Below are 25,117 nucleotides of genomic sequence, written 5' to 3'. Positions count from 1 at the left end.
CCGGGGCTACTTGCAGGCCCCGAGGTCCTCCCAGACGCCCCACTGGCCGGTGGAGCCGGGCTGCTCGCCCTGGGTCCACCACTTGGCGCGCCAGTTGTGGCCGCCGTAGGAGACGCTCTCGCCGCCGTTGTAGACCCGGGCCGGATCCCAGGCCGCGGCCGTGCAGGTGCCGTTGCCGCCGCCGTTGTTGCCGCCGCCGGTACCGCCGATGTTGACGTCGATGCAGGAGTAGAAGGCGTTGTTGGTGTCGGAGACGTTCCACACCGCGAGGACCTTCTGGCGGCCGGTGTAGCTGCCGAAGTTCACCTGGTGGCTGACGTCCGCCGGGGGCTGGGCGTTGTTGCCGGAGAACTGGGCGATCAGCTGGCTGCCGATGAAGTACTGCCAGCTGGCGGTGGCGTGACGCGCCGTCAGGTGCCAGCTGAAGGTCTGGGTGGAGGTCACGTTGGCGACCTGCCAGGCCTTGGAGTCGTCGTCCAGCTCGGCGTACTCGGAGTGGCCGCCGCTGCAGCTGAACAGGCCCTTCGGGCCCTCGACGCTCTGCGGCTCGTACTTGATCTGCCCGCACACCACGACGCCGTTGGCGCACTGCGCCTGGCGGCTGGCCGGGTCGGTGACCCAGCCGTGGGCGCTGGCGGTGCCGGCCGAGAGGGTCAGCCCGAGCAGCGGGGCGACCAGCGCGCCGATCGCGGCGGTCACCTTTCTGTTTGCCTTCATTTCCGTGTGCCTTTCCTGATGTGGGGTCAGGGCGATCCTCCCGACGGCCGATGGGGCGGCTCGGGGAGGCGGCCATAGGTCTAGACCGGATGCCGAGGGAGACGATAGCGGTGTACCGGTCACGGTCAAGGGGGCGCGCAGGACGGGTGCGCGGCGAGCGGCCGAACGTGGTAGCTTCCGGGCGTGCCGCAGCGACTCTTCCTGACCACCCGGGGTCACATCGACCTCCTCCGGGTGTGTTCCGCTGCCTGTCGCCGCTCCTGAGCGACCAACCCCCTTTCCCCCCGCCTGCCGCGCGACCGTCCGCGGCGGCGTCCCCTTGGCCGCCCCACGGCCGTGCCAAGTCTCGTTTCGCAGAAGAGGATCGAGCCCGTGTCCCGCCACGCCCCCGTGTTCCACTGGTTCCTGCCCACCGGAGGGGACGGCCGCGACCCCGGCGGCGTCACCGCCGTGCAGGCCCGCACCGGCGCCGCCACCCGGCGGCCCGCCGACGTCGGCTACCTCGCCCAGGTCGCCGCGGCCGCCGAACAGGCCGGATTCGTCTCGCTGTTGGCGCCGGTCGGACTCGGCTGCGTCGACCCGTGGATCCTCGGCGCGGCGCTCACCCGGCACACCAGCCGGATCGGCTTCCTGATCGCCTTCCGGGCCGGCCTGGCCAGCCCCACCCTGATCGCCCAACAGGCCGACGCGTTCCGGCGGTTCGCCGGCGGCCGGCTCCGGTTGAACGTCGTCACCGGCGGCGACCCCGCCGAGCAGCGCGCCTACGGCGACCACCTCGCGCACGACGACCGCTACGCCCGCACCGACGAACTGATGGGCGTGCTCCGCGAGTTGCTCGACGGCAAGCGGGTCGACCACGACGGCGCCCACCTGCGCCTGGAGGACGCCCGGCTGGTCGACCCGGCCGTCGAGCACCCCGTCCCGCTGTACTTCGGCGGCGCCTCGCCCGCCGCCGAGCAGGTCGCCGCCCGCCGCGCCGACGTCCAACTCCTGTGGGGCGAACCGCCGGCGGCGATCGCCGAACGTGTCGGACGGCTGCGCACCCTGGCCGCCGCGCACGGCCGCACCCTGTGGTACGGGCTGCGGCTGCACGTGATCAGCCGGGACACCGCCGAGCAGGCCTGGGCCGAGGCCGACCGGATCCTGGCCGGCATCGACCCGGCGGCGGTGCGGGCCAGCCAGGCCAGGTTCGCCGCCATGGACTCCACCGGCCAGGCCCGGATGGCCGCCCTGCACGGCAACGGCACCGCCGCGGACCTGGTGGTCGCCCCGAACCTGTGGGCCGGCATCGGCCTGGTCCGGGAGGGCGCCGGTACCGCCCTGGTCGGCTCGCACGAGGAGGTCGCCGCCCGCCTCGCCGAGTACCACGCCCTGGGCATCGAGGAGTTCGTGCTCTCCGGCTACCCGCACCTGGAGGAGGCCTACCGGGTCGGCGAGGAGGTCGTGCCCCGGGTGCGGGCCCTGCTGGCCGCCGCCGGCTAGGTGGGTTCCGGCCCCTCGGTGTGCAGCTGCCAGACCCGGGCCGGCGGCAGGTTCGCCAGCACCGTCCGGCACTCGGTGGTGCGGCCGCGCAGGCGGGCGGCCAGCGCGCGTTCGACCATGGCGTGCCGGTGGACCTCGGCCCGGGTGGCGACCAGCGCCCGGGCCCGCCGGGTGCCCAGGTAGGCGAACCAGGTCAAGGTGCCGCCCGGGTGCAGCAGTTCGAGGTAGCGGGCGATGATCCGGTCCACCTGCGCGGGCGTGAAGTTGGTCAGCGGCAGCCCGGACACGATCACGTCGTACCGCCGCTCGGTGGCCAGCTCCTCCACGTACGCCTGATGCACCGTCACCCGGCTCGCCGGGTGCCCGGCCACCAGCTCGCGCAGCCGGGCCGCGAACCGAGGATTGGCCTCCACCACGTCCAGCCGGGCGCCGCGCGGCAGTTGGCGCAGCAGGACGCGGGTGACGGCGCCGGTGCCCGCGCCGGCCTCCAGCACGTCGATCGGATGCGGGGCGCGGGCCCAGACGGGCGCGGCCAGGGCCTGCGCCAGGGCCCGTCCGCTGGGGGCGACCGCACCCGTGGTGCGCAGGTCGCGGACGGCTTCGCGGAGGAACGCCCAGCCGTCGGCCCGGAGCCGCGGCGGGGGAGTGGTCTGCTCGCTCATGCCCTCGACGCTAGGAACCGGGCGCGCGGCTTCGAACCGCCGTCCGGCGCTCCTCCGCCGCTACGAAAGTCGGTGGTGGACAAGGCCGTTCGTCGCTCCGGCGGGCCGGGAACGCTGCCTAGCATGGACGGCGTGACATGGTGGAGGAGCCCGGCGTGGGCGACCGTCGGGCGGGCGGCGTTCCTGGCCTTCCTGGTGGTGACGATCCACCACAACAGCGCCCGGCTCGACGACCCGGGCGGGCAGTGGGCGGTCACCGTCGCGGCCGCGCTGTGCGCAGCGGTCCTGACGGTTCCTCAACTGCGGCTGTCCGCCGCCCCCTTGCTGGTCTCCGCGGCCACCGCCTGCTGGGGCTGGCTGCTCGACCTGCTGCTGGCCGTGGTCCTCTTCGACCTGGCCGTGGCCCGCCGCACCCGGACGGCCGTGCTCTGCGCGGCACTCGCGCTGGCGGGCAACCTTGCCGGGGTGCGGGCCGCCTCGGTCTGGGTCGGGCAGCGCTGGGTGTCCACCCTGACGGTGCTGCTGTTCGGGCTGGTGGTCGGCCTGTGGCAGGGCAACCGGCGCCGCCTGGTGCACACCCTCGCCGGACAGGTCGAACAGCTCCGGGTGGAGGCCCGGCTGCGCGAGGACGCGGCGCGCGCCGCCGAACGGACCCGGATCGCCGCCGAGATGCACGACGTCCTCGCCCACCGGCTCAGCCTGATCGCCCTGCACGCCGGCGTCCTCGCCACCCGCGGCGGCGGGCTGCCCGGCCCCGTCGCCGACCGGCTCGCCCTGCTGCGCACCGCCTCCGTGGAGGCGCTCACCGACCTGCGCGAGGTGCTCGGCGCACTCCACGACCCGGGGGCCGCACCCGCCGGAGCACCCGCCGTCCGGGACCTCCGGGCGCTGGTCGAGGACGCCCGCGAGGCCGGCCAGCAGGTCGAACTGACCGTCACCGGCCGCGCCCCCGACGCCCCCACCACGCACCGGCTGGCCGCGTACCGGATCGTCCAGGAGGCGCTGACCAACGCCCGCAAGCACGCCGCGGGCGCGCCCGTCGAGGTCCGGGTCGACTACCGGCCGCCCACCACCCTGGTCCACGTCGCCAACCCGGCCGGCGCCGCCGGGCCCGCCGCCGTCGACTCCGGCTACGGACTGGTCGGCCTGCGCGAACGCGTCACCGCCCTCGGCGGCCACCTCGACGCGGGCCCGGCCGGCACCGGCTCCTGGCGGCTCTCCGCCCGACTCCCGCACCCCGCCCCGAAGGACGGTCCCGCATGATCCGCACCCTGATCGTCGACGACGACGCGCTGGTCCGCCTCGGCCTGGCCGACCTGCTGGGCGGCGACCCCGGCATCGAGGTGGTCGCGCAGGCGGCCGACGGGCTCCAGGCGATCGAACGGGCAAGCGCTTTCCGGGTCGACGTCGCCCTGGTCGACGTCCGGATGCCCGTGATGGACGGCATCACCGCCACCGCCCGGCTGCGGGCGCTGCCGGACGCGCCGAAGGTGATCACGCTGACCACCTTCGACCTCGACCGGTACGTCTACGACGCGCTCGCCGCCGGCGCGGACGGCTTCCTGCTCAAGGACACCGACCCGGCCGAGATCCTGCGCGCCGTCCACCTGGTCGCGGCGGGCTCCGCGATGCTCCACCCCGCCGCCGCGCGCCGGGTCATCGACCGCTACCACGCGAGCGGCGGGCCCGCCGCGAGCGCGGCCCGGGCCCGCCTGGAGCGGCTCACCCCGCGCGAGCGCGAGGTGCTCGCGCTGCTCGCCGAGGGCCGGGCCAACGCCGACATCGCCGAGCGCCTCACGATGCGGGAGAGCACCGTCAAGGCGCACGTCAGCCGGATCCTCACGGCCCTCGCCGTCACCAACCGCGTCCAGGCCGCCCTGCTGGCCCGCGACGCGGGACTCGCCGGCTGACGGCCCGTCAGGCCGGGCGCGGGGCGTCGGCTCAGCTCTCCGGCCTGCTGTCGTCGTAGGCGCTGGTGCCCTCGTCGAGCAGCGGGCCGTTGCCGTTGGCGGGGCTCGGGTGCTTGAGGTGCGCCGGGGCCATCGCGCGCAGGCCGTGGTAGCCGATCAGGACGATCAGGGTGCCCAGGGCGATGCCGCCGAGCTCGAAGTTGTCGGTGATCTTCAGGTTGACGTTGCCGATGCCGACGATGACGCCCGCCGCGACCGGGACCAGGTTCAGCGGGTTCGTCAGGTCCACCTTGTTGTGGATCCAGATCTGCGCGCCGAGCAGGCCGATCATGCCGTACAGCACCACGGTGATGCCGCCGAGCACGCCGCCCGGGATCGCCGCGATCACCGCGCCGAACTTCGGGCACAGGCCGAACAGGATCGCGAAGCCGGCCGCGCACCAGTACGCCGCCGTCGAGTAGACGCGGGTCGCGGCCATCACGCCGATGTTCTCCGCGTAGGTGGTGGTCGCCGGGCCGCCGACCGCGGTGGAGAGCACGGTGGCCGCGCCGTCCGCCATGATCGCGGTGCCCATCTTGTCGTCCAGCGGGTCACCGGTCATCTCGGAGACGGCCTTCACGTGGCCGGCGTTCTCGGCGATCAGCGCGACCACGACCGGCAGCGCCACCAGGATCGCCGACAGCGAGAAGCTCGGGGCGTGCAGCGAGGGCAGGCCGATCCAGTCGGCCTTGCCGACGCCCGACAGGTCCAGGCGCCAGTGGTCGACGGCCGCGCCGCCGCCCACCGGGGAGTTGATCCGGCCGAAGATCCGGTCGAGCAGGAAGGACACCAGGTAGCCGAAGACCAGGCCCAGGAAGATCGCGATCCGCGACCAGAAGCCGCGCAGCACCACCAGGGCCAGCGCCGTGAAGAACATCGTCAGCAGCGCCGTCCACTGGTCCTGCGGCCAGTAGGTGCCGGCCGCGACCGGCGCCAGGTTGAAGCCGATCAGCATGACGACCGCGCCGGTGACGATCGGCGGCAGCACCGTGTGGATCACCTTCGCGCCGAAGCCCTGCACGACCGCGCCGCAGGCCGCCAGCACCGCGCCGACCACCAGCAGCGAACCGGTCAGCGTCGCCGCGTCCCCGCCCTGCGCCTTGATCACGGCCGCGACGCCGACGAAGGACAGGCTCGACCCCAGGTACGAGGGGATCCGGCCGCTGGTCGCCAGCAGGAAGAAGATCGTGGCGACACCGGAGACCATCACCGCGAGGTTCGGGTCCAGCCCCATCAGCACCGGCGCCACGAAGGTGGCTCCGAACATCGCCACGACATGCTGTGCGCCCAGCCCGATCGTCCGCCCCCACGACAGCCGCTCGTCCGGCTTCACCACCGCCCCGGGCTGCGGGGAGCGACCGTCCCCGTGCAGCTTCCACCCGAACGCGACCTTCATGTCCCTGCCTCGTCTCTGTGCTCTGCCGTGCGAAACCCTGGTGGGCGACCATGCAACCGGTCGCGCCATGATCTCCTACCGCCCGCACCGCCCTGACCTCGGGGGATCACCCGACCGGCCGAGTCACCCAGCGCGACCGGGGCGCTCCGCAGGGGAGCGTCCCGGGTCGCTCGCGAGGCCGCTCCGTCACGGCCGGGCCGTCGCCTCCCGGGGCTTCCACTCCTCCGCGAGCAGGCCGAGGACGGCGCCGTCCGCCCAGCTGCCGCAGGCCCAGGCGGAGCGCCGCAGGGTGCCCTCCCGGGTGAACCCGGCGCGGGCGGCCGCGGCGAGCATCGGGGCGTTGTCCGTGAGGGTCTCCAGTTGCAGGCGCTGGAAGCCGCGGACGGTGAACCCGTACGCGCACAGGGCGTGCAGGACGTCGGCGGCGAGCCCGCGGCCGCGGAAGGCGGGGCGCAGCGCGAGGCCGAGGTGCGCCGTCCGGTTGTGGGTGTCGATGCCCCAGAGCAGGGCCTCGCCGGCCAGGTCCCCCGAGGCCAGTTCGACGACGGAGAAGCAGGCCGCCTCGTCCGTGGGCCCGGCCACCACGAAGGGCGAGTGGCCCGAGGCCGCCGAAATGGGCTGCCAGGGGCGGGAGTCGGCGCGCGACCGGGTGGCCACGTCCTCGTACAGCTCGGAGTGCAGGACCGGGATGTCGTCCTCGTGCCGGGCGCGCAGCCCGATCGTTTCACCGTGAATCACGGGCAATTGCTATCGGAGGGGCGGCAGTTGATCAACCGAGTTCCCTCCACTGCTATGGCGGGCATGCGGCCCGGCCGGCCGGGGGTCAGCGTTCGCTGTCGAGCTGGTCCATGAAGGCGGCGGCGTAGCGGGTGCCGGCGGCGGAGCCGGCGGGGACGGCCGCCTCGACGGCGGCGAGGTCGGCGGCGGTGAGGGAGAGGGTGTCGGCGGCGAGGGCCTCGGCGAGGCGGTCGCGGCGGCGGGCGCCGACCAGCGGGACGACGTCCTTCCCCCGGGCGGCGACCCAGGCGACGGCGACCTGGGCGACGGTGGCGCCGCGGGCGTCGGCGACGGCGCGCAGCGCCTCGACCAGGGCCAGGTTGTGGTCGAGGTTCTCGCCCTGGAAGCGCGGGCTGAAGCCGCGGAAGTCGCGGGCGCCTAGCTCGCGCTGCCTGCTCCAGTGGCCGGAGAGCAGGCCGCGGGAGAGCACCCCGTAGGCGGTGATGCCGATGCCCAACTCCCGCGCGGTGGGCAGGATTTCGGCCTCGATGCCGCGGGAGAGCAGCGAGTACTCGATCTGCAGGTCGGCGATCGGGTGGACGGCGTGGGCGCGGCGCAGGGTCTCCGCGCCGACCTCGGACAGGCCGATGTGGCGGACCAGGCCGGCCTGCACCATCTCGGCGATCGCGCCGACGGTCTCCTCGATCGGGACGGCCGGGTCGAGGCGGGCCGGGCGGTAGACGTCGATGTGGTCGGTGCCGAGGCGGCGCAGCGAGTACGCGAGCGAGGCCTTGACCGCGGCGGGGCGGGCGTCGTAGCCGAGCCAGTTGCCGAACGCGTCGCGCTGGGCGCCGAACTTGACGCTGATCACGGCGCTGTCGCGGTCGCGGCCGCGCAGGGCCTCGCGCAGCAGCAGTTCGTTGTGGCCCATGCCGTAGAAGTCGCCGGTGTCGAGCAGGGTGACGCCGGCGTCGAGGGCGGCGTGGACGGTGGCGATCGACTCGGTGTCGTCGGCCGTGCCGTAGGCGTCCGACATGCCCATCAGGCCGAGGCCGAGGGCGGAGACGACGGGTCCGTCGGTGCCGAGGGTGCGCGTGTCCATGGGGTTCCCCGTCCGGGTGGCGGTGGCGCCGCGCTGTTAGCGGCGCTATTGATAGAACAGTAGCACTGATAATCCGGTGCTAACAAGAATCCGGTAACGTTGCTCCGCATGAGCGCAGAGAGCCCCACCGACCCGCGCGAGCGCATCCTCGCCGCCGCCGCCGAACTCCTCGCCCGGGGCGGGAGCGAGGCCATGTCGACCCGCGCCGTCGGCGCGGCCGCGGGCGTGCAGGCGCCGACCCTGTACCGGCTGTTCGGCGACAAGCAGGGCCTGATCGACGCCGTGGTCGGCTACGGCTTCGAGCGCTACCTCGCGGAGAAGTCCTCCCGCGCGCCCGGCCCCGACCCGGTCGAGGACCTGCGCCGCGGCTGGGACCTGCACGTCGAGTTCGGGCTCACCCACCCGTCCTTCTACGTCCTGATGCACAGCGCCGACCGCCCCGGCACGGCCGTCGAGGCCGCCGAGCGCGCGGGCCGGGTGCTCACCGCGATGCTGGAGCGCGCCGCCCGGGACGGCCGGCTGCTGGTGCCGGTGCCGATGGCCGCGCAGATGATCCGGGCCACCGCCCTCGGCGTCACCCTGACGCTGATCGCCGAACCGCCCGCCGCCCGCGACCTCGCGCTGTCCACCCGCACCCGGGAGACCGTCCTCGCGGCGATCACCGGTGCCCCCGCCCCGAGGTGCACACCCCCGCCGCCCTCGCCATCGCCCTGGACGCCGCCCTGCCCGGCGAGCCCGCCGGGTTCACCGCCGCCGAGACCGCCCTGCTCCGCGAGTGGCTGAACCGCCTGATGGACGAGAACGTCAGTCCGGCGGCGGGTTGAGCGCCAGCATGATGCGGGCGGTGAGCTCCTGACGGCGGGTCACCCCGGTCTTGGTGAACACCGCCTTCAGGTGGTCCTGCACCGTGTACGGCGTCATCGCCAACTGCTGCGCGACCTCCCGGGTGTCGGCGCCCCGGATCAGCAGCAGTGCGACCTCCTGCTCACGGGCCGTCAGCCCGTACGCGGCGAGGTGCAGCGGGATCACGTGCGCCGGGGACGCCGGGGTGGCGACCACGGTGACCTCGTCCGCTGCGCCGCCGCCGGCCGTCTCGCGCAGCGTCGCGGCGTGCAGCAGGTACCAGTGCCCGTCGTGAGTGCGGATCCGCACCGGGACGTGCGGGGTCGGCAGGCCGTGCGCCGCGCGGCGGGCGTGCTCGGCGGCCATCGCGATCGCCGTGGGCACGCGCAGCGAGGTGGGGGAGGGGTCGGCGAGCCGGGCGAGCAGCTCCTCCGCCGGGCCGGACAGGGCGCGCGGACGGTTGTGCCGGTCGAGCAGGAAGACCGCGGGCGTCGGGTCGGTGCGGGCCGGCTCCTCCGGCGGCAGGTGGCTGGCCCGGAGCAGCTGGCCGAGCAACCGGGCCGCGGTGTCGGCGAGTTCGCGCTGCCGCGCCGGGAACGGCCCGCGGTCGGTGGCCCGCATGAAGGCGGCGCACCCCCACATGCCGCCCGCCGCGTCGAACACGGCACGCAGCTCGTCGCCGAAGCCGTACCGGGAGATCTGCTCGCGGAACCGGATGCTGTGCTGCGGCGCGCCCCGGCTGGCCCGGCTGAGGGTCTCGGCGTGCACCCCGCTGCGGCGGATCTTCGGGAAGGTGGCGAGGTCGTCCGCCCACACCTCCAGGTGCACGGCGTCCTGGAACTGGCCGAGGTTGAGGTCGTCGCTCTGCACCGAGTTCACCAGCCCGGTGGCCGGGTCCGTGGTGTGCCAGCAGACTGCGTCGAACTCCAGGACAGGGCGCAGGAGTTCGTCGGCGCGTCGGAAGAGCTGACTGGTGGTCAGGCGCTGGGCGGAGAGTTCCCGCAGTCCTTCGATCGCGGCGCGTGCGGCGGCGCGGTGCGTTCCGCGTAATCCCATGCGCGGACGCTAGCACTTGTGTTCGGGTTGTGGCGACGGTGTGTGCCCGGGTGCTCACGGCGCGGCGGCGGTGGCCTCCTCGGCGGGGCCGGGCCCGGCTCCGGGCGCGGCGGTGCGTGGCGGATCGTGCGCAGGGCCAGCGGCGCGGTCAGCAGCATGACGGCCGCGGAGACGCCGGCCAGCATCCAGATCGCGGGGCGGATGCCGAACCGGTCGCCGAGCAGGCCGCCGGTGAGCGCGCCGACCAGGCCGAGCGCGCCGGCGTAGACGTGCAGGGTCGCCATGACGCGGCCGAGCGCCTCCTCGCTGGTCCCGTCGACCAGCACCGGGCTGAGCGCCACATTGGCGACGGCGCCGAACAGCGCGGGGACACCGAGGCCCAGACCGGCCAGAACCAGCGCGAGCGGGAGCGGGCCGCCGGCGGCGGGGTACAGCAGCGCGCCCAGCGAACTCGCCGCGTAGCAGAGCACGACGACCCGCCGGGCGTCGCGGGGCGGGGCGAGGACCCGCCCGGCCAGCGTCGAACCCAGTAGCCCGAGCAGGCCGGCCACCATGCCGACCAGGCCGAACACGCCGGTCGGGACGCGCAGGGTGTGCAGCAGGTAGATGCCGCCGAGCGCGCCGGTGCCCGCGCTGGTGAAGACCGGGACGGCCAGCAGCAGCATCAGGGCCCGGTAGAACGGCGTGTCGAACAGGATCCGGGCGCCGGCCAGCGCGTCCCGGACGAAGGCCGACGGCCCGGTCCGCGGCGTCCGGTCGAGCGGTGCGACCGGCGTCATCACCAGCAGGGCGGTGGCGCTGAGCAGGTAGCTGGCGGCGTCGACCGCCAGCGCGGTCGCGGTGCCGAAGGCGACGATCGCCGGGCCGGCCGCCAGGCGGCCGACCAGGCCCGCGCCGAACTGGCCGGCCTGCAACCTGGCCCGGGCCCTGGTGAGCTCGCCGGCCTCGGCGAGCTGGTTGAGGTGCAGGAAGTACACGACCTCGGTGACCACCGACACCGAGCCGGTGACCAGGGCGAGGGCGATCAGCCACGGGATCGACACCACGTCGCCCGCCACCGCGGCGGCCACCGCGGCGATGGCCAGCGCGGAGACCGTGTCGAGCAGCACCAGGGTGCGCCGGGGCCGGCTGATCCGGTCGGCCAGCACGCCGGCCGGCAGGCCGAACAGCAGGGCGGGCAGGGTGGCCGCCGCACCGATCAGCGAGATCTGCCCGGGCGTCGCGTCGAGGTGGACGACCGCCACCACGGGCAGGGCGACCGCGGTGAACAGGGAGCCGACGGTGGAGGCGGTCTGCCCCCACCAGTAGAGCGTCAGATCGCGGGCCACGGGCTCACTCCACCGGTGCGTCGAGGGTGAACAGCAGGTCGGCGCGGGGCGCGAGGACCTGGTCGAGCGCGAGCAGGACGCCGGCCGCGCCGCTCCACAGTTCGGTGCTGAACCGCAGCAGGCCCATGCCGAGGAAGCGCACGGTGCCTTCGTGCGGGACGGCGTGCTTGTACAGCGCGCGGGCGGCCCGGACGGCCGCCGTGCGGGAGGTGCCGTCCCCGGTGAGCAGGCCGTGCTCGGCGAGCGTGAACGCGTACCCGGCGGTGCCCGCGAACAGGGCGGGCAGCACCGTGTACGTCCCGTGCAGCGGGGCGAGCAGGCGCGGCATCACGGCGCTCAGGCGCTCGTCGGCGACGGTGCGCAGGTAGCGCGTCGCGACGTGGACCAGGCCGGCCGATCCGCAGTACAGGTACGGCATGGCGCGCCTGTCCTCGGTGGAGACCGGGAAGAGCAGGCCGGCCGCGTCCGGGTCGGTGGCCCGGTCGAGCTCGGCGTGCAGCAGTGCCACGCCCCGCCCGAGCAGCGAGCGGTCCCCGGTGACCTCGGCGAACTGCTGGTACGCCAGGGCCAGTCCGGCCCGCCCGTGCAGCAGGCCGGTGGCGTCGTCGCGGCCCAGCCGGGGCACCAGCTCGTCCCCGGCCGGCTGGGCGGTCAGCAGCGCGTGCGCCCGGTCGGCGTGGTGCGGGTCGCCGGTGCGGCGGTACAGCGCGAGGTGGCCCATGGCGAGGCCGGCGGCGCCGCCGAACAGGGTGGCGCTCCGCTGCGCCAGCGGGTGCCGGTCGGCGGTGTCCAGCAGGCTGCGGGCCTCCTCCGGCAGACCGTGCTCGGCCAGCACCCAGGCGATCCCGGCCAGGCCGACGTGCAGGCCGGGAGCGAGCTCCCCGGCGCTGGCGAGGGCGTCGCGGCGCAGCCGCTCCAGCGCGCCCTCGGGCGCGGGGACGCCGCAGCGGTTCAGCGCGTGCAGCACGCCGGCCGCGCCGTGGGCCACGCACAGCGTGTTGGTGGAGTGTCCGAGCGGGACGGTCGGGAAGGTCCGCAGCGGGTGCGCGGCGTCGGCCGCGGCCAGCACCCCGGCGGCGACGGCCTGCCGCAGGTCGGCGAGGTGGCGCAGCGGATCGGCGGCGACCTCCTCGGGCGACGGCAGCACCGGCGCCTCGCTCGGCGGGTGGTAGCGGGTGCTGCGCTTCCACAGGGCGTCGGGGACGGGGGCCCGCTCGGTCAGGTCGCGGTGGAAGTGGGTCAGCGCGTCGGGCGTGTGGCCGACGGTGTGGAGGACCGATCCGAGCAGCGACTGGACCAGGCTGCTGAGCCCGTAGTCGTCGTACGCGGAGGGCCCGTCGCGGTCGACGACCTCCTGCGGCGGGTAGAAGCCGGGCGTCCCCATGTGGACCGGGGCGTCACCCGGGCCGTGGGCGGTCTCGAAGTCGATCAGCCGGATGCCGTCGCCGGGGGTGACGATCACGTTCGTCGGGCTGACGTCCATGAACGTCCAGCCGAGGCCGTGCAGCCGGTCCAGGGCGTCCTCGAGCGCCGTCACGACGCGCTCGCAGCGGGCGTAGTAGGCCGCGTACTCGGCCGGCCCGGTCCCGGCCTTCAGCAGCGGGTGGGAGGTCGGCGGGAGGTGGTTCAGCGGCTTGCCCTCGATGAACTCGGTCACCATGAACTCGTGGCCGCCGGCCCGGAACCGGGCGATCGGTTCGGGGGCGAGGCCCGGTGCGAGGGCGTGCAGGGCGGTCAGGGTCCGCCACTCGCGGTGCAGCCGGGCCACCGAGTCGGTGTCGCCGCTGCCGAGCCCGTGGTGGGGGCGGGCCTCCTTGAGGAAGACCCGGCGGCCGGTGGCGACCTCCTCGCCCTCATAGGTGCTGCCGCCGCTGGAGTGCACGATCGCGGTCGTGATCGCGAACCCGCGCACGACGACCGGGCCTTCGGTGCGCGCGGCCGGGCCGGGCGCACCGTCGGAGAACGGATCGGTGATGCCCTCCGGCAGCCGGAACGACACGCCGCGCCGGTCCGGCACCGCCGCGCCGCTGCCGTCCCGGGTCAGCGGGGTGCGGGTGCCGTCGGCCTCCAGCAGGTCGTCCCCGCGGAACGCCCCGTACCGGTAGTGGACCGTCGCGCTGCCCCGGTAGCGGCGGTCGGAGAGGATCAGCGGCCCCTGTTCTCCGTCCAGCGCCTCGCGCAGCGCCTCCATCAGCCGGCGGGCGGCCCCGGCGTCGACCGGGTAGGCGGCGATGAACTTCCCGCTCTGCGGCCGCGAGGCGTGCTTGCGGTGCGTCCACCAGTAGATCCGGTCGGTGGAGAGGTGCTTGAACGCCACGTCCTGGGCGAAGCAGATCTCCGCCACGGTGTCCAGGACCGCCCCGAGCCGCGGCAGCCGCGCCGAGACGTGCACCTTCCAGCCGTCCTCGGGGAGGGCGGGCATCCCCGGCCGGTGCCACATGGTCCACACTCCGCCCGGGTTCCCGAGCCACCCGGCGGCGGGCCGGCCGGGCGCGAGGACGACCCCTTCCGGGGCGGCGCTGTCCAGCGGCGCGTAGTACTCCGGGTCGGCTACGGCGAATTCCGCCAGCGCGTCGGCCATGGGCGTCTCCTGTCGGGTGGTGGCGGCACACCCGTCCTGGGCCGGCGGGTGGGGAGGCGGTGCGGCCCGCACCGGGCGGGCCGGTGCGGGCGTGCTCCGTGCGGTCCTACTCGGTCTTGTCCCCGACGGGGCTGCAGATGTGGACGCTGCTGGTGCTGATGTGGGCCTGGACCTCGTCCTCGCTCTGCGCGGTGGGCGTCTCCTGGAGGGAGAGGACGGCCTCGGTCTCGGTCGCGCTGTCCTCGGGGGTGTTGCTCACGGCGGTCTCCTGTCTGTGGTCGGACGGGCCCCGGCGCGTCGCCGGGGCGAAAAACCGATCGGGCCCGCCCCGTGTCCGGCGCGGGCCCGTGTCCGGCAGGTCAGATCCGGGTCTTGGTGCCCTGGTTGCTGCACTGCTCGAGGCTGGCGGTGCTGATGTGGGCCTGGACCTCGTCCTCGGTCTGCGCGGTGGGTGCCTCCTGAAGGGAGAGGACGGCCTCGGTCTCGGCGGCCTTGTCCTCGGGGGTCTGGTCGGCGCTCATGGCGGTCTCCTGCTCTCTTCGGGTGTGCGGCTCAACTGCCGTTGAAAGAAAGCTAGTTGGCGTCGCTTCAGGCCCGGTACGAGCCCGGTTCAGGGCCGGTACAGCCCGGTGGTTCACCAGTCGCCGCGGTCGCCGATCAGGCGCTGGACCTCCGTCAGCAGGCGGACCGCGCGGTCGCGTTCGTCGGTGCCGAGGACGGTGGTGGAGCCGTCCAGGGCGACCCGCAGGGCGACCGCGGCCTGGCGGGCGAACAGGGCGAGGAGTTCGAGTTCGGGGAGGAGACCGGTGCGGAGCGGGCCGGGGGCCGGGTCGAGGACCTCCAGGACGCCGAGGATCCGGCCGCCGTGGATGAGCGGGGCGGCCATCAGCGCGTCCGGGACGTAGCCGGTGGACTCGGCGACCGTCCGGTCGAAGGACGCGCTGCGCCGCAGGTCGTCGACGATCATCGGCTCGCCCGAGCCGGCCACCCAGCCCGCGATGCCCTGGCCGGCGGGGAAGCGGCGGCCGATCAGGAACTCCTGCCCCTGGCCGGACACCGCCTGGAAGACCAGTTCGAAGGACTGGTGGTCGAGCAGCAGGATCGAGCCGGCCTGCGCGCCGAAGATGGCGCGGGCCACATCGACCACCGACTGCAGGAGCTCCGCCACCACCGGATCGGTCGATGGCACAGCGGGGGCGGTTGACTGGGTCATCTCGACCACGGTCCCTTTCTCACGACGCGCGGGCCGGCGCTCACCGGGCGCCGCCGACATGGACGTTGGCTGCGGACAGGTACAGGGCGTGCTTCAGCTGGAACGGCGTCAGCCGCGGCCGCTCGGACAGGATCCGCGCGCACAGGCCCGCGACGAACGGCGTCGCGAAGCTGTTGCCGCTGGTGCGCACGGTGGTGCCGCCGAGCCAGGCCACCTCCACGTTCACGCCGGGGCCGAAGAACTCCACCGGCGGCTCCGGGTTGTACAGGTGCAGATCGGGGTCGTCCTCCGGGTGGCTGCCCACCGACACCACCGAGGAGAACCGCCAGGGGAAGCTCTCCACCGGCGTGTTGTGCGCGGACGCGACGATCACGCTGCGCCCGAAGTACGCCTCGTCGGCGAGCACGTGCAGGTCCTCGAAGAACCGGGCGCGGGTGGTCGACAGGCTCAGGTTGATCACGTCGAAGCCCTGCCGGATCGCCCACCGCAGGCCCGCCAGCAGCACGTCGCCGGTGCCGGAGAAGCGCTCGCCGAGCACCCGGACGCTGTGGATCTCGCAGTCCGGCGCGGCCCGCCGGACGATGCCCGCGCAGGCCGTGCCGTGGCCGCAGGTGTCGCCCGGGTCGGCGTCGTCCAGCGGCTCGACCCGGATGCTCCCGGCCTCGTCCTTGCGCACCGCCCACGCGCTCGCCACGCCGCCGACCAGCGGGTGCGCGAGCTCCACCCCCGAGTCGACGACGCAGACCCGCACCCCCCGGCCGGAACCCCCGACGAGCGTGCCCGGCGCGGGCCGGGCGGGCAGCGCGTCCGCCTCCAGCCGGACGTCCTCGGGAGTCCTGCCGCTCAGGCGCCAGGTCAGGCCGCGCGGGGGCGCGGCGTCGGGCACGGTCGTCATCAGGAGACTGCCTCTCTGCGGGAGTGGTGGCCGGCCAGGGCGCCGGCGAGCCGCACGCCCGGACCGTGCCCCTTGGCCGCGAATCGGCCGCCGGCCGCGGCCGCGGCCAGCGAGCGCTCCCGGTCCAGGCCGAGCAGCGCGGCGGTGCGGGCCAGGTCGGCGGCGGCCAGGCCCTGAAGGATCGGCGAGTCCGTCCGCCCGGCCTCGGCGACCGCGCCGCGGGCCAGCTCCAGCGCGCCGTCCCGGTCGCCGTCGGCGGCCGCGAGCCGGGCCCGCAGGCCGTCGCGTTCCGCCAGCGCCGCGAACGACAGCCGCCCGCCGGTGCGGGCCCGCTCCTGCTCCAGGGCGGCCAGCGCGGACCGGGCCGCGCGCGGCTCGCCGAGGTCCAGGTGCAGCCGGGCGGTGTCCAGCAGCGCGCCGCTGAGCAGGGCGCCGCCGCCCAGCTCCCGGGCGGCGGCGGACGCCGCGCCCAGCAGCTCCAGCGCCTCCCGGGCGCGACCGCCGAGCGCCGCCACGGTCGCGCCGAACAGCGGCAGGAACGCCGCCGCCTCCGCGTAGCCCAGGCGTTCCGCGTGGTGCCCGGCCTCCGCCAGGCAGGCCGCCGCGCCGGGCTCGTCGTCGGCCAGCGCCAGCAGCACCGCCAGCGGGCAGTTCAGCGTCACCGCCACCGCCCGCCGGCCCGGGCCCTGCGCGGCCAGCAGTTCCCGGCAGCGACCCACCGCGGCCGGCGCCGGGACGGGGCCGCGCCACAGCGACACGCCGATCGCGCCCAGCGCCGAGGCGCGTTCCTGCTCGCCGCCGGCCCGCTCGGCGTGCCGCACCGCGCGGCCCAGCAGCCGGGTCGCGGCGGCGTGCCGGCCGTCGGTCTGCTCCTGCTGGGCGAGCCGCAGGCAGGCCCGGGCCTGGCCCAGCTCGTCGCCGGCCTGCTCGAACACCGGCAGGGTCTGCCGGGCCACCGGGGCGGGCGCCTGCTGCTGGCCGACGGCGGCCAGGCTGAGCCGGGCGTGCGCGGCCTCCACCGGGTCGTCGGCGCTCGCGCCGACCTCGGCGAGCAGCGCCCGGCCGGGCTCGATCCGGCCCAGGCCGAGCAGCGCCTCGCCGAGCCGGCGGGCGGCCGGGAGCCGGCCGTCCTCGCCGGGGCGCAGCAGGCCGGTGGCCCGGGTCAGCAGGTCGACGGCCCAGCCGAGGTCGGTGCGGGCGGCGGCCCGGGCGCCGGCCTCGGCGAGCGAGCCGGCGGCGGCCACCCGCAGGCCCTCGGTGCGTTCGCCGTGCAGGCCCAGCTCGGCCCGGTACCGGTGGGCGCGCTCCAGGTGCCCGCCGACGGCCGCCGGGCCGCCGGAGCGGACCGAGCGCAGCCCGGCCGCCCGCTCGTGCCGTTCGGCGCGGCCCTGCTTGGACAGGCACTCGTACGCCACCTCCTGGACGACGCCGCTGGCGAAGCGGAACGCCGCGCCGTCCGGCACCACCAGCCGGTGGCGGCCCAGCCGGCGCAGCGCCGCCGACAGGTCCGGCCCGCCGGTGTCGAGCGCGGCCAGCTCCTCCGCCGCGAACTCCCGGCCCAGCACGCAGGCCAGGTCGACGGCCCGCCGCTCGGCCGGGTCGAGGGCGTCCAGCCGGGCCCCGATCAGCGTCTGCAGGGTCAGCGGCACCCCGTCGCCGCCCGCGCCGGCCGGGGCGGCGAGCAGCTGCTCCAGGTGCAGCGGGTTGCCGCCGGCCCGCTCCAGCAGGTGGGCGGGCGGGGAGCCGCCGAGCGCCGCGACGAGCCGCAGCGCCTCCGGGTCGGGCAGCCCGCCGAGGGTCAGCACCCGGTGCGCGCCGGCCGGGCGGGCGTCCAGCAGTTCGGGCCGGCCGAGGACGGCGACCAGCACGGGGGCGCCGGCGAGCGCGGCCACCACCCGCTCCAGCAGGTCGAGCAGCAGCGCCGCCGCCCGGTGCGCGTCGTCGATCACCAGCACCAGCGGCGTGGCGGCGGCCAGCGCGCCGAGCAACTCGACCAGGGCCGCGCAGGTGTCCGCCAGGGACGGGGTGGGCGTGCCGTCGGCGAGCAGGCCCTGGCCCAGCACGTCCAGGCCGGGCGGGTGCGGGCGCCCGGGGGAGGCGGCGAGCACTGCCGCGACGGCGTCGGCCAGCGGTTGCAGGCCCGCCCGCTCGCCGGGCGGCCGGCACCGGCCGACGCCCACCGCCCGTTCCGGGCCCGGCCGTTCGAGCCAGTGCCGGAGCAACCGGGTCTTGCCCTGGCCGGGTTCGCCGCCCAGCACCAGCAGCCGCGCCGAGCGGTGCCCGGTGACCAGCCCGAACTCGGCGTCCAGCACGGCCAGTTCGGCGTCCCGGCCGACGAACGGCAGGTCGGCGCGGGGCCCGCCGCCGGCGTCGCCGCCGTCCAGGCCGAGCAGCCGGTGCGCGGTCACCGCCCGGGCCTTGCCCTTGAGGTGCAGCGGGCCGACCTCGGCCGTCCGCACCCCCGGGCCGGCGGCCCGCAGGGTGTCCGGGCCGATCAGCACCTCGCCGGCGCCCGCGTTCTGCTCCAGCCGGGCGGCGACGTTCACCACCTCGCCGGAGACCAGCGCCTGCCGCGCCGAGGCGTCCGAACCCGTCACCACCCGGCCGGTGTTGACGCCGATCCGGACGGCCAGCCGGATGCCCAGCTCGGCGTCCAGCTCCTCGTTCAGGGCGCGCAGTGCCGCCAGCATGCCGAGCGCCGCCGCCAGCGCCCGCCGGGCGTCGTCCTCGCGGACGGACGGCACGCCGAACACCGCCATCACGGCGTCCCCGATGAACTTCTCCACCGTGCCGCCGTGCTGCTCGATCGCCGCCCGCATCGCGTCGAAGTACCGCAGCGTCACGCCGCGCAGCGCCTCCGGGTCGAGCGTCCCGGACAGCGCGGTGGAGCCGACCAGGTCGCAGAAGAGCACGGTGACGATCTTGCGGCCGGCGGCGTCGGCGCCCCGCGGGTCGGCGCGCGGCGTGCCGCAGGACGCGCAGAACCGGGCGTCGCCGGGCAGTGGACGCCGGCAGCCCGGGCAGCGCTCGTCGGGCCCGGGGCCGAAGCCGTCAGAAGAGAGCACCGCCCGCCACCTCCGCGTGTCCCTGGACCTCGGGCCCGGCCTCCTCCAGCCGCGCCTTCAGGTCGGCCAGCAGGCTCAACTCCTGGTCGGTGAGCGAGCGGAGCACGGCGTGCTGCTCCTCGGTGAGGCCGCTCAGGTCGAACCCGGCCGCCGTCAGGGCGGCCAGGGCCGGGTCGGGGCCGATGGTGCGGTCGGTCATCGCTGTCCTCCGGGGTCCGCGGCGAGCTGGTGGAAGAGCCGGGCGAGGATGCCCGCGGTGTGCAGGGCGCTGACGGCCACCTCGGTCTGCTGAGCGGCCGTCAACGGGAGCCGGTCGAGCTGGCGTTCGAGTTCGGCGACGTGCCCGGCGTCCAGGTCGGCGTGCTCGCGGACGGTGCGGAACGCGGCCGGCGGCAGCCCCGTGCGGGTAGCCAGCACCCCGGCCAGGGCGGGCGACGGGGCGTGGCCCTCCAGCACGGCGAGGTAGCCGAGCAGCGCGACCGGATGCCGGTGCTCGATCCGGTAGTACTGCGCGCCCGCCAGCTCCACGACCAGCGGCGGCGGCAGCGGCCGCGCCCGCCCGGCCGGCCGCCCGCCGCGACCAGGTCCTCCAACAGCCAGGCATCGTGACCGCGTTCCTCCTGTGCGTGGCCGGCGAAGTAGGCCGCCAGCCGCGGCGCCCAATCATCGTCCAGCCGTGCGCAGTTGGCGGCGGCCCGTTCAAGGAGTGGGACGGACGCGGTGGTCAGCGCGTGCATCGCCCACAGGTAGCGCCGGTAACGGCCCGTCAGATCGCCTTCTGTGCGCCACAGTTGGGCCGTGGCACGCTCCACCGCGGGGGCGGCCAGCGCGAGCCGGGTGCGCAGCGCACGGGAGAAGCCCGGTCGGTCCTGATGTGCCGTCACCGTCGGTTCGCCGACGATCAGTTGGTCGGCCTCGTGGCTCATGTCGCAGCTCCGGGCCGCACCAGGTGCGCGTACGGGGCGCAGCCGTGGTGGCGGAGCAGGGCGGCCGGGCCCTCGGCGCGGCGGCGGGCGGCCGTCAGCTGGTCCAGCAGCCGGCCGGCCGGGCCGGCGGCGGCGAGGTCGTCCGCGCCCGGCCGGTCCGGGAGGGCGTGGCAGCCGCCGCAGTAGCCGCCGGGGGCGGGTTCCGTGCCGTGGCGGGCGCGCAGCCGGTCCGGGCCGAGGGTGCGGATCAGCCGCAGGCGGGGCGAGTCAAGGGTCCGGCGGCGGACCGTCGGCCAGTCGTCCTCGGCGAGGTGGCCGAGCCTCAGGTGCGGCGGTACCGGCCGCCGGTCGACGGCCCGCTGGTTGCAGCAGGCGACCACCGTGCCGTCGGGGGCGATCACCGGCCAGGCGGCCATCGCGCACGGCCCGCCGGGCCCCGGCGCGAAGGCGCGATCAGGCCCAACGGCCGTCGGCAGCAGGCCTGTTGCGCGGCCGACCGGGCGGACTTCGTTGACCAGCATCGGCACCCGGGCGCCGAACTCGCGCAGCACCGCGTCCGTCGCCTCCGCCAGGTACGGGTCCTCTGGACCGGTGCCGGTCAGGTGCAGGCTGACGGGCACGCCCGCGTCCAGCACCTGCGCCAGCACGCGGAACACCGCGGCGCGCGGCACCTCGCGTTCGTGCGGGGCGTCCAGGCTGGCCGAGAAGTGGTCGAGGGCGGTGATCGCCCGCAGGATCGTCGCCGGGACGGGCCCGCCGTCGCGGGCGAAGAACAGCCCGCTGAGCAGTGCGACCCGTGACCCGGCGGCCTGCGCGGCGCGCGTCAACTCGTGCGCCAGGCCGGGCAGCAGGAGTGGTTCGCCGCCCGTCAGCAGCACCGCCTCCGGGCGCTGCGCGGGCGTGAACGAGCGGACGAAGCGCAGCAGTTGGGTGCGCCGGGTGCCGTCCGGGTGGTCGGGCGAGTCCATCGAGGAGGCGGTCGAGCAGTGCGCGCACGCCAGCGGGCAGCGGCGGGTCAGGGCGACCAGCAGCCCGGCCGCGGGCTCGGGGCGCAGATCGACGATCTCCGACAGTTCCACGTCCGTCCCTCCCGGTCCGAGCACCCGTCGGCTCCGACTGTGGCGGCGGCCGCTTGCGACCCGGTACACCGCTGCCTAAAGGGCGGTACAGGAGGTGTCCGGCGATCCGGCGCGGAGGCGGGCGTGCAGGTGGGTGAGGCGGGGCAGGGTGTAGCGGGCGGCGTGGGCCGAGACCTCCTCGGCGGGGCAGAGCAGCACGCCGGCCACGATCAGCCGTTCCAGCGCGTCCAGGGCGGGGCCGGCGGGCAGGCCGAGGGCGTCGGCGGCCTGGTCCAGGTCGAAGGCGCCGGTCCACGGGCGGCCGGACAGCCGGGCCAGGGTGCGGCGCTGCCCGTCGTCCAGGGCCTGCCACTGGGCGTCCAGCCGGTCGCTCAACCGGGCTTCGCCGGCGGCGAGTTCGCCGAGGACGCGGTCCGGGTCGGCGAGCCGGTCGGCGAACTCGCCGAGCGGCAGGTGGCGCAGCGCCGCCAGCTTGTACCCGGCCAGCCGGACCGCGGAGGGCAGCAGGCCGCAGGAGGTGACGATCCGTTCGGCGGCGGCCGGGGCGGCGTCCACCCGGCGCGCGCCGACCAGCAGCGACAGCAGGGCCAGCGCCTCGGGGACGCCGAACGGCGCGAGGTCGACGCGGTGCGCGGCGCCGAGGCAGGCCAGCGGGGTGCGGCCGGTGACCAGGGCGGTGGCCGGGCCGCCCGGCGGCAGCAGGGCGCGGGCGGTGCGCTCGTCGGGCACGCCGTCCAGCACCACCAGCACCCGGTGCTCGGCCAGCCAGTCCCGCCAGCGCGCCGCCGTCCGCACCGGGTCGGCGGGCGCGGCGGGCCGGTCGCCGTCCAGCAGGCGGGCCAGGTCGGCGGCGAGCTCCCGCGCGGCGCGGGCCCGGCCGGACGCGTCCCGCAGGCGGACGAACAGGCGGCCGTCCGGGAACTCCTCGCGCAGTGCGTGCGCGGCCCGGACCGCGAGCGCGGTCTTCCCCACCCCGACCGGACCGGCCAGCACCACCGGCCCGGCCGCCGCCGCAGCGCGCCGAGCAGCTCCGCCGACTCCCGTTCCCGGCCGACGAAAGCGGTGGTGTCCGGCGGCAGCACCGTGCGCCCCGGCCGCCGGGCCGGCGGCTGCGCGGCCCGGTCGGCCAGCAGCTCGCGGTGGCAGGCCGCCAACTCCGGGCCCGGCGACAGGCCCAGCTCCCGGGACAGCTGCCGCCGCAGCTCGGCGAACGCCGCCAGCGCCTCGGCCCGCCGTCCGGACCGGTGCAGCGCCAGCAGGTGAACGGCCTGCAGGCGCTCGCGCAGCGGGTGGCGCTCCGCCAAGTCGCCCAGCACCTGCACCACTTGGCCGGCCTGGCCGAGCCGCAGCTCCACCTCCGCCCAGTCCTCGACCGCGCCGAGGTAGCGGCCCGTCAGCCGCTCGGCGACACCCCGCAGCACCGAGGAGTGCCGCAGCTCCGGCAGCGGCGGCCCCTCCCACAGCCGGAGCGCCTCGCCGAGCAGCCGGGCCGCCGCCCCGTCCTCCTGCCGGGCCGCCGCCTCCCGCCCGGAACGCACCAGCCGCTCGAACCGCAGCGAGTCCAGCTCCTCGTCCGTGACCCGCAGTTCGTAGCCGCCCGGGCGGTGGAGCAGCCGCTCCGCGCCGAGCGTGCCGCGCAGCCCCGAGACGTACACCTGCAGGTTCTTCCGGGCCGAGCGGGGCGGTTCGTCCTCCCACACCGCCTCGGTCAGCACGTCGGTCGACAGCAGCGTATTGGGGTGGCCGAGCAGCGCCGCCAGCACGGACCGCTGCTTGAGCGAACCGAGCGCGAGCGGCCCGCGATCGCCGTCGGCGGCGAGCTCGCCCAGCAGCCGGAACCGCAGGTTCCGGCCCTCGGCGGGGAAGACGGTGACGGAGCGGCCATTCAGCCCGGCGACCACGAAACCTCCTCGTACGCACGACGCACTCGCTGCGCGCGTCCATGACAGGTCAGCCTGTCAGAGCCGCCCGGACCCGGGATATCCCAGGTTTCTGGGGGATGTCGGCGACCGGCCGCGGGTCCGGCGGCGGGACGCCCGGCCGGGCGGGGCACGGGAGTTGACGGACGGTCAGGCGCCGGCCGAGGCGGGAAGGTGCATGCGCAGCAGCGAACCGCCGTGCGGGGCGGGGGAGATGGTGAGGGCGCCGTGATGGGCGTCGAGGACGGCCCGGACGATGGGGAGGCCGAGGCCGGTGCCGGAGAGGCCGGCGGCGGGGGAGTCGGTGAAGCCGATGCCGGTGTCCTCGACGTCGAGTTCGGCGCCGTGCCGGGTGGACCGGCAGCGGAGGGTGATGGTGTCGCCGGGCGAGGTGAACTTGACGGCGTTCTCCACCAGGGCGTCGAGCGCGGCCTCCAACCGGGATTCGTCGCCGTCGACCCGGACGGCCGGCGCGTCCAGCTGCCAGCGGCGGTCCGTCGCGGGGCGCCAGCGCTGGGCGGTGCGGTGGACGAGTGCGCCGAGCTCGACCGGGCCCCGGTCGAGCTCGTTGGGACGGCAGGCGTCGGCGAGCAGCAGCAGCCGGCCGGCGAGGCGGCCGAGCCGGTCGAGTTCGTCGAGCACCACGTCGAGGTCCTCCCGGCCGTGCTCGGCGGGCAGTCCGTCGCGGACCAGTTCGGCGTAGCAGCGGGCCACGGTGAGGGGGGTGCGCATCTCGTGCGAGCAGGTGCGGACGAACAGTTCCTTGTCCTGCTGGGCGCGGCGCTCCCGTTCGGCGAGGGCGCGGAGTTCGGCGAGGGCGGCGGCCCGGCGGCGGACGTGCCAGACCATGGCGAGGAACACCAGGGCCATCAGCGGGACTTCGGCGAGTTCGTCCCAGCCGAGGTGGCCGCGGCGGGCGTAGTCGGCCAGGGTGCTGCCGGTGACCAGGGTGACGGCGGCGAGCACCGCGGCGGTCCGGCGGGGCGACCAGGCCTGGAAGCCGTAGACCACGGACATGCTGATCCACACCAGGTGGAAGGCCACCGTCTCCAGGTCGGGCACGACCAGCAGCGCCAGGTGGCTGCACCCGGCGAAGGCGACCCAGGCCGCGAACAGCAGCCGGCCCCGCCCGGCGGGCGGGGAGTCCGGGCAGGCGGGGAGTCCGGGAGGGCGGGGCGTGCCGGCGGGGCGGGCCGACGGGCCGTCAGCAGCGTGGCGGCCCGGGCCCGGCCGGTCAGCGGGCGGCACTGAACGCGTACCCGACGTTGCGCACCGTCTCGATGATCGGGCGCGGGGCCTTGCCGCGGATCCGGCGGACCGTCACGTCGACCACGTTGCTCGCCAGGTCGTCGTCGTAGCCCCAGACGCCGGCCAGCAGCTCGTGCCGGCTGCAGACCTGGCCGGCCTGCCGCATCAGGTGGCCGAGCAGCATGAACTCCCGGTGGGAGAGCGGGATCTGCTGCCCGTCGATGCCGAGCGCCTGCCGTTCGAGGTCGAGCGCGACGTCGCCGACGCGCAGCCAGCGCTGGGGTGCGCCGGCCGGTGCGGTGCGCAGCCGGGAGCGGACCCGCTCGACCAGTTCGGCGGTGGCGAAGGGCTTGCCGAGGAAGTCCACGGCGCCGATCCGCAGGCAGCGCACCCGGGTGGCGACGTCCACCACGGCGGACAGCACCAGGACCCGCTGCTCGGGCCGGAGTTCGAAGGCCTGGCGCATCACTTCGAAGCCGTCGAAGCCGGGCAGCATCAGGTCGAGCACGACCAGGTCGAAGGCGTCCTCGCGCAGGCGGTGGACGGCCTCCGGGCCGGAGCCGACGCCCCGGACCAGGTGGCCGTCCGCCCCCAGGGCGCGGATCAGGTAGGCGCGCAGGCGTGCCTCGTCCTCGACGACCAGCAGTCGGGCCATGCTGGTGCTGCCTCCCCGCGCCCCGGAAACGGACCGGGGCACGCGCCCCAAGTTGCGGATGATTATCGCACTTTGTGTGTGCACTGCGGAGCTGATGTGCCGTCATGACGCCTTCATGACAGGACTGTCATCTTCGCCGGCTCGCCCACCCCCCGTCCGCACACTGGGGGCCGCATCCGCCGCAGCCCGAGGCCGGCCGGCGGCACGGCCCCGCACACCCCCGCGGCCCCCGCCGTCCCCGCCGCGCCGGAAGGGACGGACCCGCGCCCGGGCGGCCGGGTGCC

23 protein-coding genes and 1 pseudogene are annotated in these 25,117 nt (G+C 75.9%); 4 read left to right on the top strand and 20 right to left on the bottom strand.

From position 1 onward, the window contains the following. Positions 1-6: 6 nt before the first annotated feature. Complete coding sequence (locus KCH_RS05825) at positions 7-717, bottom strand: lytic polysaccharide monooxygenase (protein ID WP_035859741.1); 711 nt, start codon at positions 715-717, stop codon at positions 7-9. A gap of 372 nt (positions 718-1,089) precedes the next feature. Here KCH_RS05825 and KCH_RS05820 point away from each other — a divergent pair, with 372 nt between their 5' ends. Next, positions 1,090-2,199 carry an LLM class flavin-dependent oxidoreductase gene (locus KCH_RS05820; protein WP_035859737.1) on the top strand — a complete coding sequence of 370 codons (1,110 nt, stop codon included), beginning with the start codon at positions 1,090-1,092 and terminating at the stop codon, positions 2,197-2,199. On the opposite strand, the gene KCH_RS05815 is transcribed toward KCH_RS05820, so the two are convergent. After that, complete coding sequence (locus KCH_RS05815; protein ID WP_035859733.1) at positions 2,196-2,861, bottom strand: class I SAM-dependent methyltransferase; 666 nt, start codon at positions 2,859-2,861, stop codon at positions 2,196-2,198. The two genes, KCH_RS05820 and KCH_RS05815, sit on opposite strands and share 4 nt — an antisense overlap. A gap of 132 nt (positions 2,862-2,993) precedes the next feature. On the opposite strand from KCH_RS05815, the gene KCH_RS05810 reads away from it, so the two are divergent. Together KCH_RS05810 and KCH_RS05805 are read left to right on the top strand one after the other, a co-directional pair. Further along, complete coding sequence (locus KCH_RS05810) at positions 2,994-4,124, top strand: sensor histidine kinase (protein WP_244305190.1); 1,131 nt, start codon at positions 2,994-2,996, stop codon at positions 4,122-4,124. Then, positions 4,121-4,771: a response regulator gene (locus tag KCH_RS05805; protein ID WP_035859728.1), complete on the top strand. Its 651-nt coding sequence runs from the start codon at positions 4,121-4,123 to the stop codon at positions 4,769-4,771. The genes KCH_RS05810 and KCH_RS05805 overlap by 4 nt, the downstream gene beginning before the upstream one ends. 31 nt (positions 4,772-4,802) lie before the next feature. On the opposite strand, the gene KCH_RS05800 is transcribed toward KCH_RS05805, so the two are convergent. The 3 genes from KCH_RS05800 to KCH_RS05790 all read right to left on the bottom strand — a co-directional run bounded on the left by KCH_RS05800 (position 4,803) and on the right by KCH_RS05790 (position 8,025). Beyond that, positions 4,803-6,206 (bottom strand): uracil-xanthine permease family protein, encoded by a 1,404-nt coding sequence (locus KCH_RS05800; protein WP_035859725.1) that lies wholly within the window; start codon positions 6,204-6,206, stop codon positions 4,803-4,805. A gap of 186 nt (positions 6,207-6,392) precedes the next feature. Further along, entirely contained in the window at positions 6,393-6,944 is a 552-nt protein-coding gene (locus KCH_RS05795; protein WP_035870880.1) for a GNAT family N-acetyltransferase, read from the bottom strand. A gap of 85 nt (positions 6,945-7,029) precedes the next feature. Next, complete coding sequence (locus tag KCH_RS05790) at positions 7,030-8,025, bottom strand: aldo/keto reductase (protein ID WP_035859723.1); 996 nt, start codon at positions 8,023-8,025, stop codon at positions 7,030-7,032. Positions 8,026-8,133: 108 nt separating this feature from the next. Here KCH_RS05790 and KCH_RS05785 point away from each other — a divergent pair, with 108 nt between their 5' ends. Then, on the top strand, positions 8,134-8,808 hold the full coding sequence (locus KCH_RS05785) for a TetR/AcrR family transcriptional regulator (RefSeq protein WP_244305188.1): 675 nt from the start codon (positions 8,134-8,136) through the stop codon (positions 8,806-8,808). Between the two features lie 21 nt (positions 8,809-8,829). Here KCH_RS05785 and KCH_RS05780 read toward each other — a convergent pair whose 3' ends face one another. From KCH_RS05780 to KCH_RS05725, 15 genes and pseudogenes are all read right to left on the bottom strand, one after another. Continuing rightward, positions 8,830-9,924, bottom strand: coding sequence for a helix-turn-helix transcriptional regulator (locus tag KCH_RS05780; protein ID WP_063750123.1), 1,095 nt, complete (start codon positions 9,922-9,924; stop codon positions 8,830-8,832). Continuing rightward, on the bottom strand, positions 9,846-11,252 hold the full coding sequence (locus tag KCH_RS05775; protein ID WP_051652785.1) for an MFS transporter: 1,407 nt from the start codon (positions 11,250-11,252) through the stop codon (positions 9,846-9,848). Before KCH_RS05775 ends, KCH_RS05780 begins: the two co-directional genes overlap by 79 nt. Before the next feature lie 4 nt (positions 11,253-11,256). Next, the gene (lanKC, locus tag KCH_RS05770) at positions 11,257-13,833 is read right to left on the bottom strand and encodes a class III lanthionine synthetase LanKC (protein WP_035859719.1); all 2,577 of its coding nucleotides are present in this window, start codon (positions 13,831-13,833) and stop codon (positions 11,257-11,259) included. Between the two features lie 106 nt (positions 13,834-13,939). Beyond that, positions 13,940-14,092 (bottom strand): hypothetical protein, encoded by a 153-nt coding sequence (locus KCH_RS40990; RefSeq protein WP_157031911.1) that lies wholly within the window; start codon positions 14,090-14,092, stop codon positions 13,940-13,942. Positions 14,093-14,192: 100 nt separating this feature from the next. Beyond that, positions 14,193-14,354, bottom strand: a complete 162-nt coding sequence (locus KCH_RS40985; protein ID WP_157031910.1) for a hypothetical protein — start codon at positions 14,352-14,354, stop codon at positions 14,193-14,195. 113 nt (positions 14,355-14,467) lie between these two features. After that, positions 14,468-15,046, bottom strand: a complete 579-nt coding sequence (locus tag KCH_RS05765) for a GAF domain-containing protein (RefSeq protein ID WP_035870874.1) — start codon at positions 15,044-15,046, stop codon at positions 14,468-14,470. A gap of 40 nt (positions 15,047-15,086) precedes the next feature. Then, on the bottom strand, positions 15,087-15,941 hold the full coding sequence (locus KCH_RS05760) for a S8 family peptidase (RefSeq protein WP_035859717.1): 855 nt from the start codon (positions 15,939-15,941) through the stop codon (positions 15,087-15,089). Continuing rightward, complete coding sequence (locus KCH_RS05755; RefSeq protein ID WP_051652784.1) at positions 15,941-19,006, bottom strand: adenylate/guanylate cyclase domain-containing protein; 3,066 nt, start codon at positions 19,004-19,006, stop codon at positions 15,941-15,943. The genes KCH_RS05760 and KCH_RS05755 overlap by 1 nt, the downstream gene beginning before the upstream one ends. Further along, positions 18,993-19,205 carry an aroma-sacti cluster domain-containing protein gene (locus KCH_RS05750; RefSeq protein ID WP_035859716.1) on the bottom strand — a complete coding sequence of 71 codons (213 nt, stop codon included), beginning with the start codon at positions 19,203-19,205 and terminating at the stop codon, positions 18,993-18,995. Before KCH_RS05750 ends, KCH_RS05755 begins: the two co-directional genes overlap by 14 nt. Further along, the gene (locus KCH_RS44065) at positions 19,202-19,534 is read right to left on the bottom strand and encodes an iron-containing redox enzyme family protein (protein ID WP_244305186.1); all 333 of its coding nucleotides are present in this window, start codon (positions 19,532-19,534) and stop codon (positions 19,202-19,204) included. The genes KCH_RS05750 and KCH_RS44065 overlap by 4 nt, the downstream gene beginning before the upstream one ends. 394 nt (positions 19,535-19,928) lie before the next feature. Then, on the bottom strand, positions 19,929-21,011 hold the full coding sequence (locus KCH_RS05740) for a radical SAM protein (protein WP_035859713.1): 1,083 nt from the start codon (positions 21,009-21,011) through the stop codon (positions 19,929-19,931). Between the two features lie 75 nt (positions 21,012-21,086). Beyond that, the gene (locus KCH_RS46480) at positions 21,087-21,983 is read right to left on the bottom strand and encodes a hypothetical protein (protein ID WP_341865347.1); all 897 of its coding nucleotides are present in this window, start codon (positions 21,981-21,983) and stop codon (positions 21,087-21,089) included. A 215-nt stretch (positions 21,984-22,198) separates the two neighbouring features. Then, positions 22,199-22,726, bottom strand: a pseudogene (locus tag KCH_RS46475) (AfsR/SARP family transcriptional regulator); the annotation flags it as partial. A gap of 354 nt (positions 22,727-23,080) precedes the next feature. Continuing rightward, positions 23,081-24,178 carry a sensor histidine kinase gene (locus KCH_RS36885; RefSeq protein ID WP_051652780.1) on the bottom strand — a complete coding sequence of 366 codons (1,098 nt, stop codon included), beginning with the start codon at positions 24,176-24,178 and terminating at the stop codon, positions 23,081-23,083. After that, entirely contained in the window at positions 24,165-24,833 is a 669-nt protein-coding gene (locus KCH_RS05725; RefSeq protein ID WP_035859710.1) for a response regulator transcription factor, read from the bottom strand. The genes KCH_RS36885 and KCH_RS05725 overlap by 14 nt, the downstream gene beginning before the upstream one ends. Positions 24,834-25,117 lie beyond the last annotated feature (284 nt).

Origin of the sequence: Kitasatospora cheerisanensis KCTC 2395, from assembly GCF_000696185.1 — a bacterium.
Taxonomy (GTDB): domain Bacteria; phylum Actinomycetota; class Actinomycetes; order Streptomycetales; family Streptomycetaceae; genus Kitasatospora; species Kitasatospora cheerisanensis.
This window is presented reverse-complemented; position numbering and strand designations above follow the sequence as displayed.

Bases quoted from the DNA above. Each gene is read 5' to 3' on its own strand.
- KCH_RS05760 (WP_035859717.1), bottom strand. From the start codon at position 15,941: ATGACGACCGTGCCCGACGCCGCGCCCCCGCGCGGCCTGACCTGGCGC.
- KCH_RS05765 (WP_035870874.1), bottom strand. From the start codon at position 15,046: ATGACCCAGTCAACCGCCCCCGCTGTGCCATCGACCGATCCGGTGGTG.
- KCH_RS05815 (WP_035859733.1), bottom strand. From the start codon at position 2,861: ATGAGCGAGCAGACCACTCCCCCGCCGCGGCTCCGGGCCGACGGCTGG.
- KCH_RS05805 (WP_035859728.1), top strand. From the start codon at position 4,121: ATGATCCGCACCCTGATCGTCGACGACGACGCGCTGGTCCGCCTCGGC.
- KCH_RS05750 (WP_035859716.1), bottom strand. From the start codon at position 19,205: ATGACCGACCGCACCATCGGCCCCGACCCGGCCCTGGCCGCCCTGACG.
- KCH_RS05800 (WP_035859725.1), bottom strand. From the start codon at position 6,206: ATGAAGGTCGCGTTCGGGTGGAAGCTGCACGGGGACGGTCGCTCCCCG.
- KCH_RS05780 (WP_063750123.1), bottom strand. From the start codon at position 9,924: ATGGGATTACGCGGAACGCACCGCGCCGCCGCACGCGCCGCGATCGAA.
- KCH_RS05790 (WP_035859723.1), bottom strand. From the start codon at position 8,025: ATGGACACGCGCACCCTCGGCACCGACGGACCCGTCGTCTCCGCCCTC.
- KCH_RS05825 (WP_035859741.1), bottom strand. From the start codon at position 717: ATGAAGGCAAACAGAAAGGTGACCGCCGCGATCGGCGCGCTGGTCGCC.
- KCH_RS05725 (WP_035859710.1), bottom strand. From the start codon at position 24,833: ATGGCCCGACTGCTGGTCGTCGAGGACGAGGCACGCCTGCGCGCCTAC.
- KCH_RS05785 (WP_244305188.1), top strand. From the start codon at position 8,134: ATGAGCGCAGAGAGCCCCACCGACCCGCGCGAGCGCATCCTCGCCGCC.
- KCH_RS40985 (WP_157031910.1), bottom strand. From the start codon at position 14,354: ATGAGCGCCGACCAGACCCCCGAGGACAAGGCCGCCGAGACCGAGGCC.
- lanKC (WP_035859719.1), bottom strand. From the start codon at position 13,833: ATGGCCGACGCGCTGGCGGAATTCGCCGTAGCCGACCCGGAGTACTAC.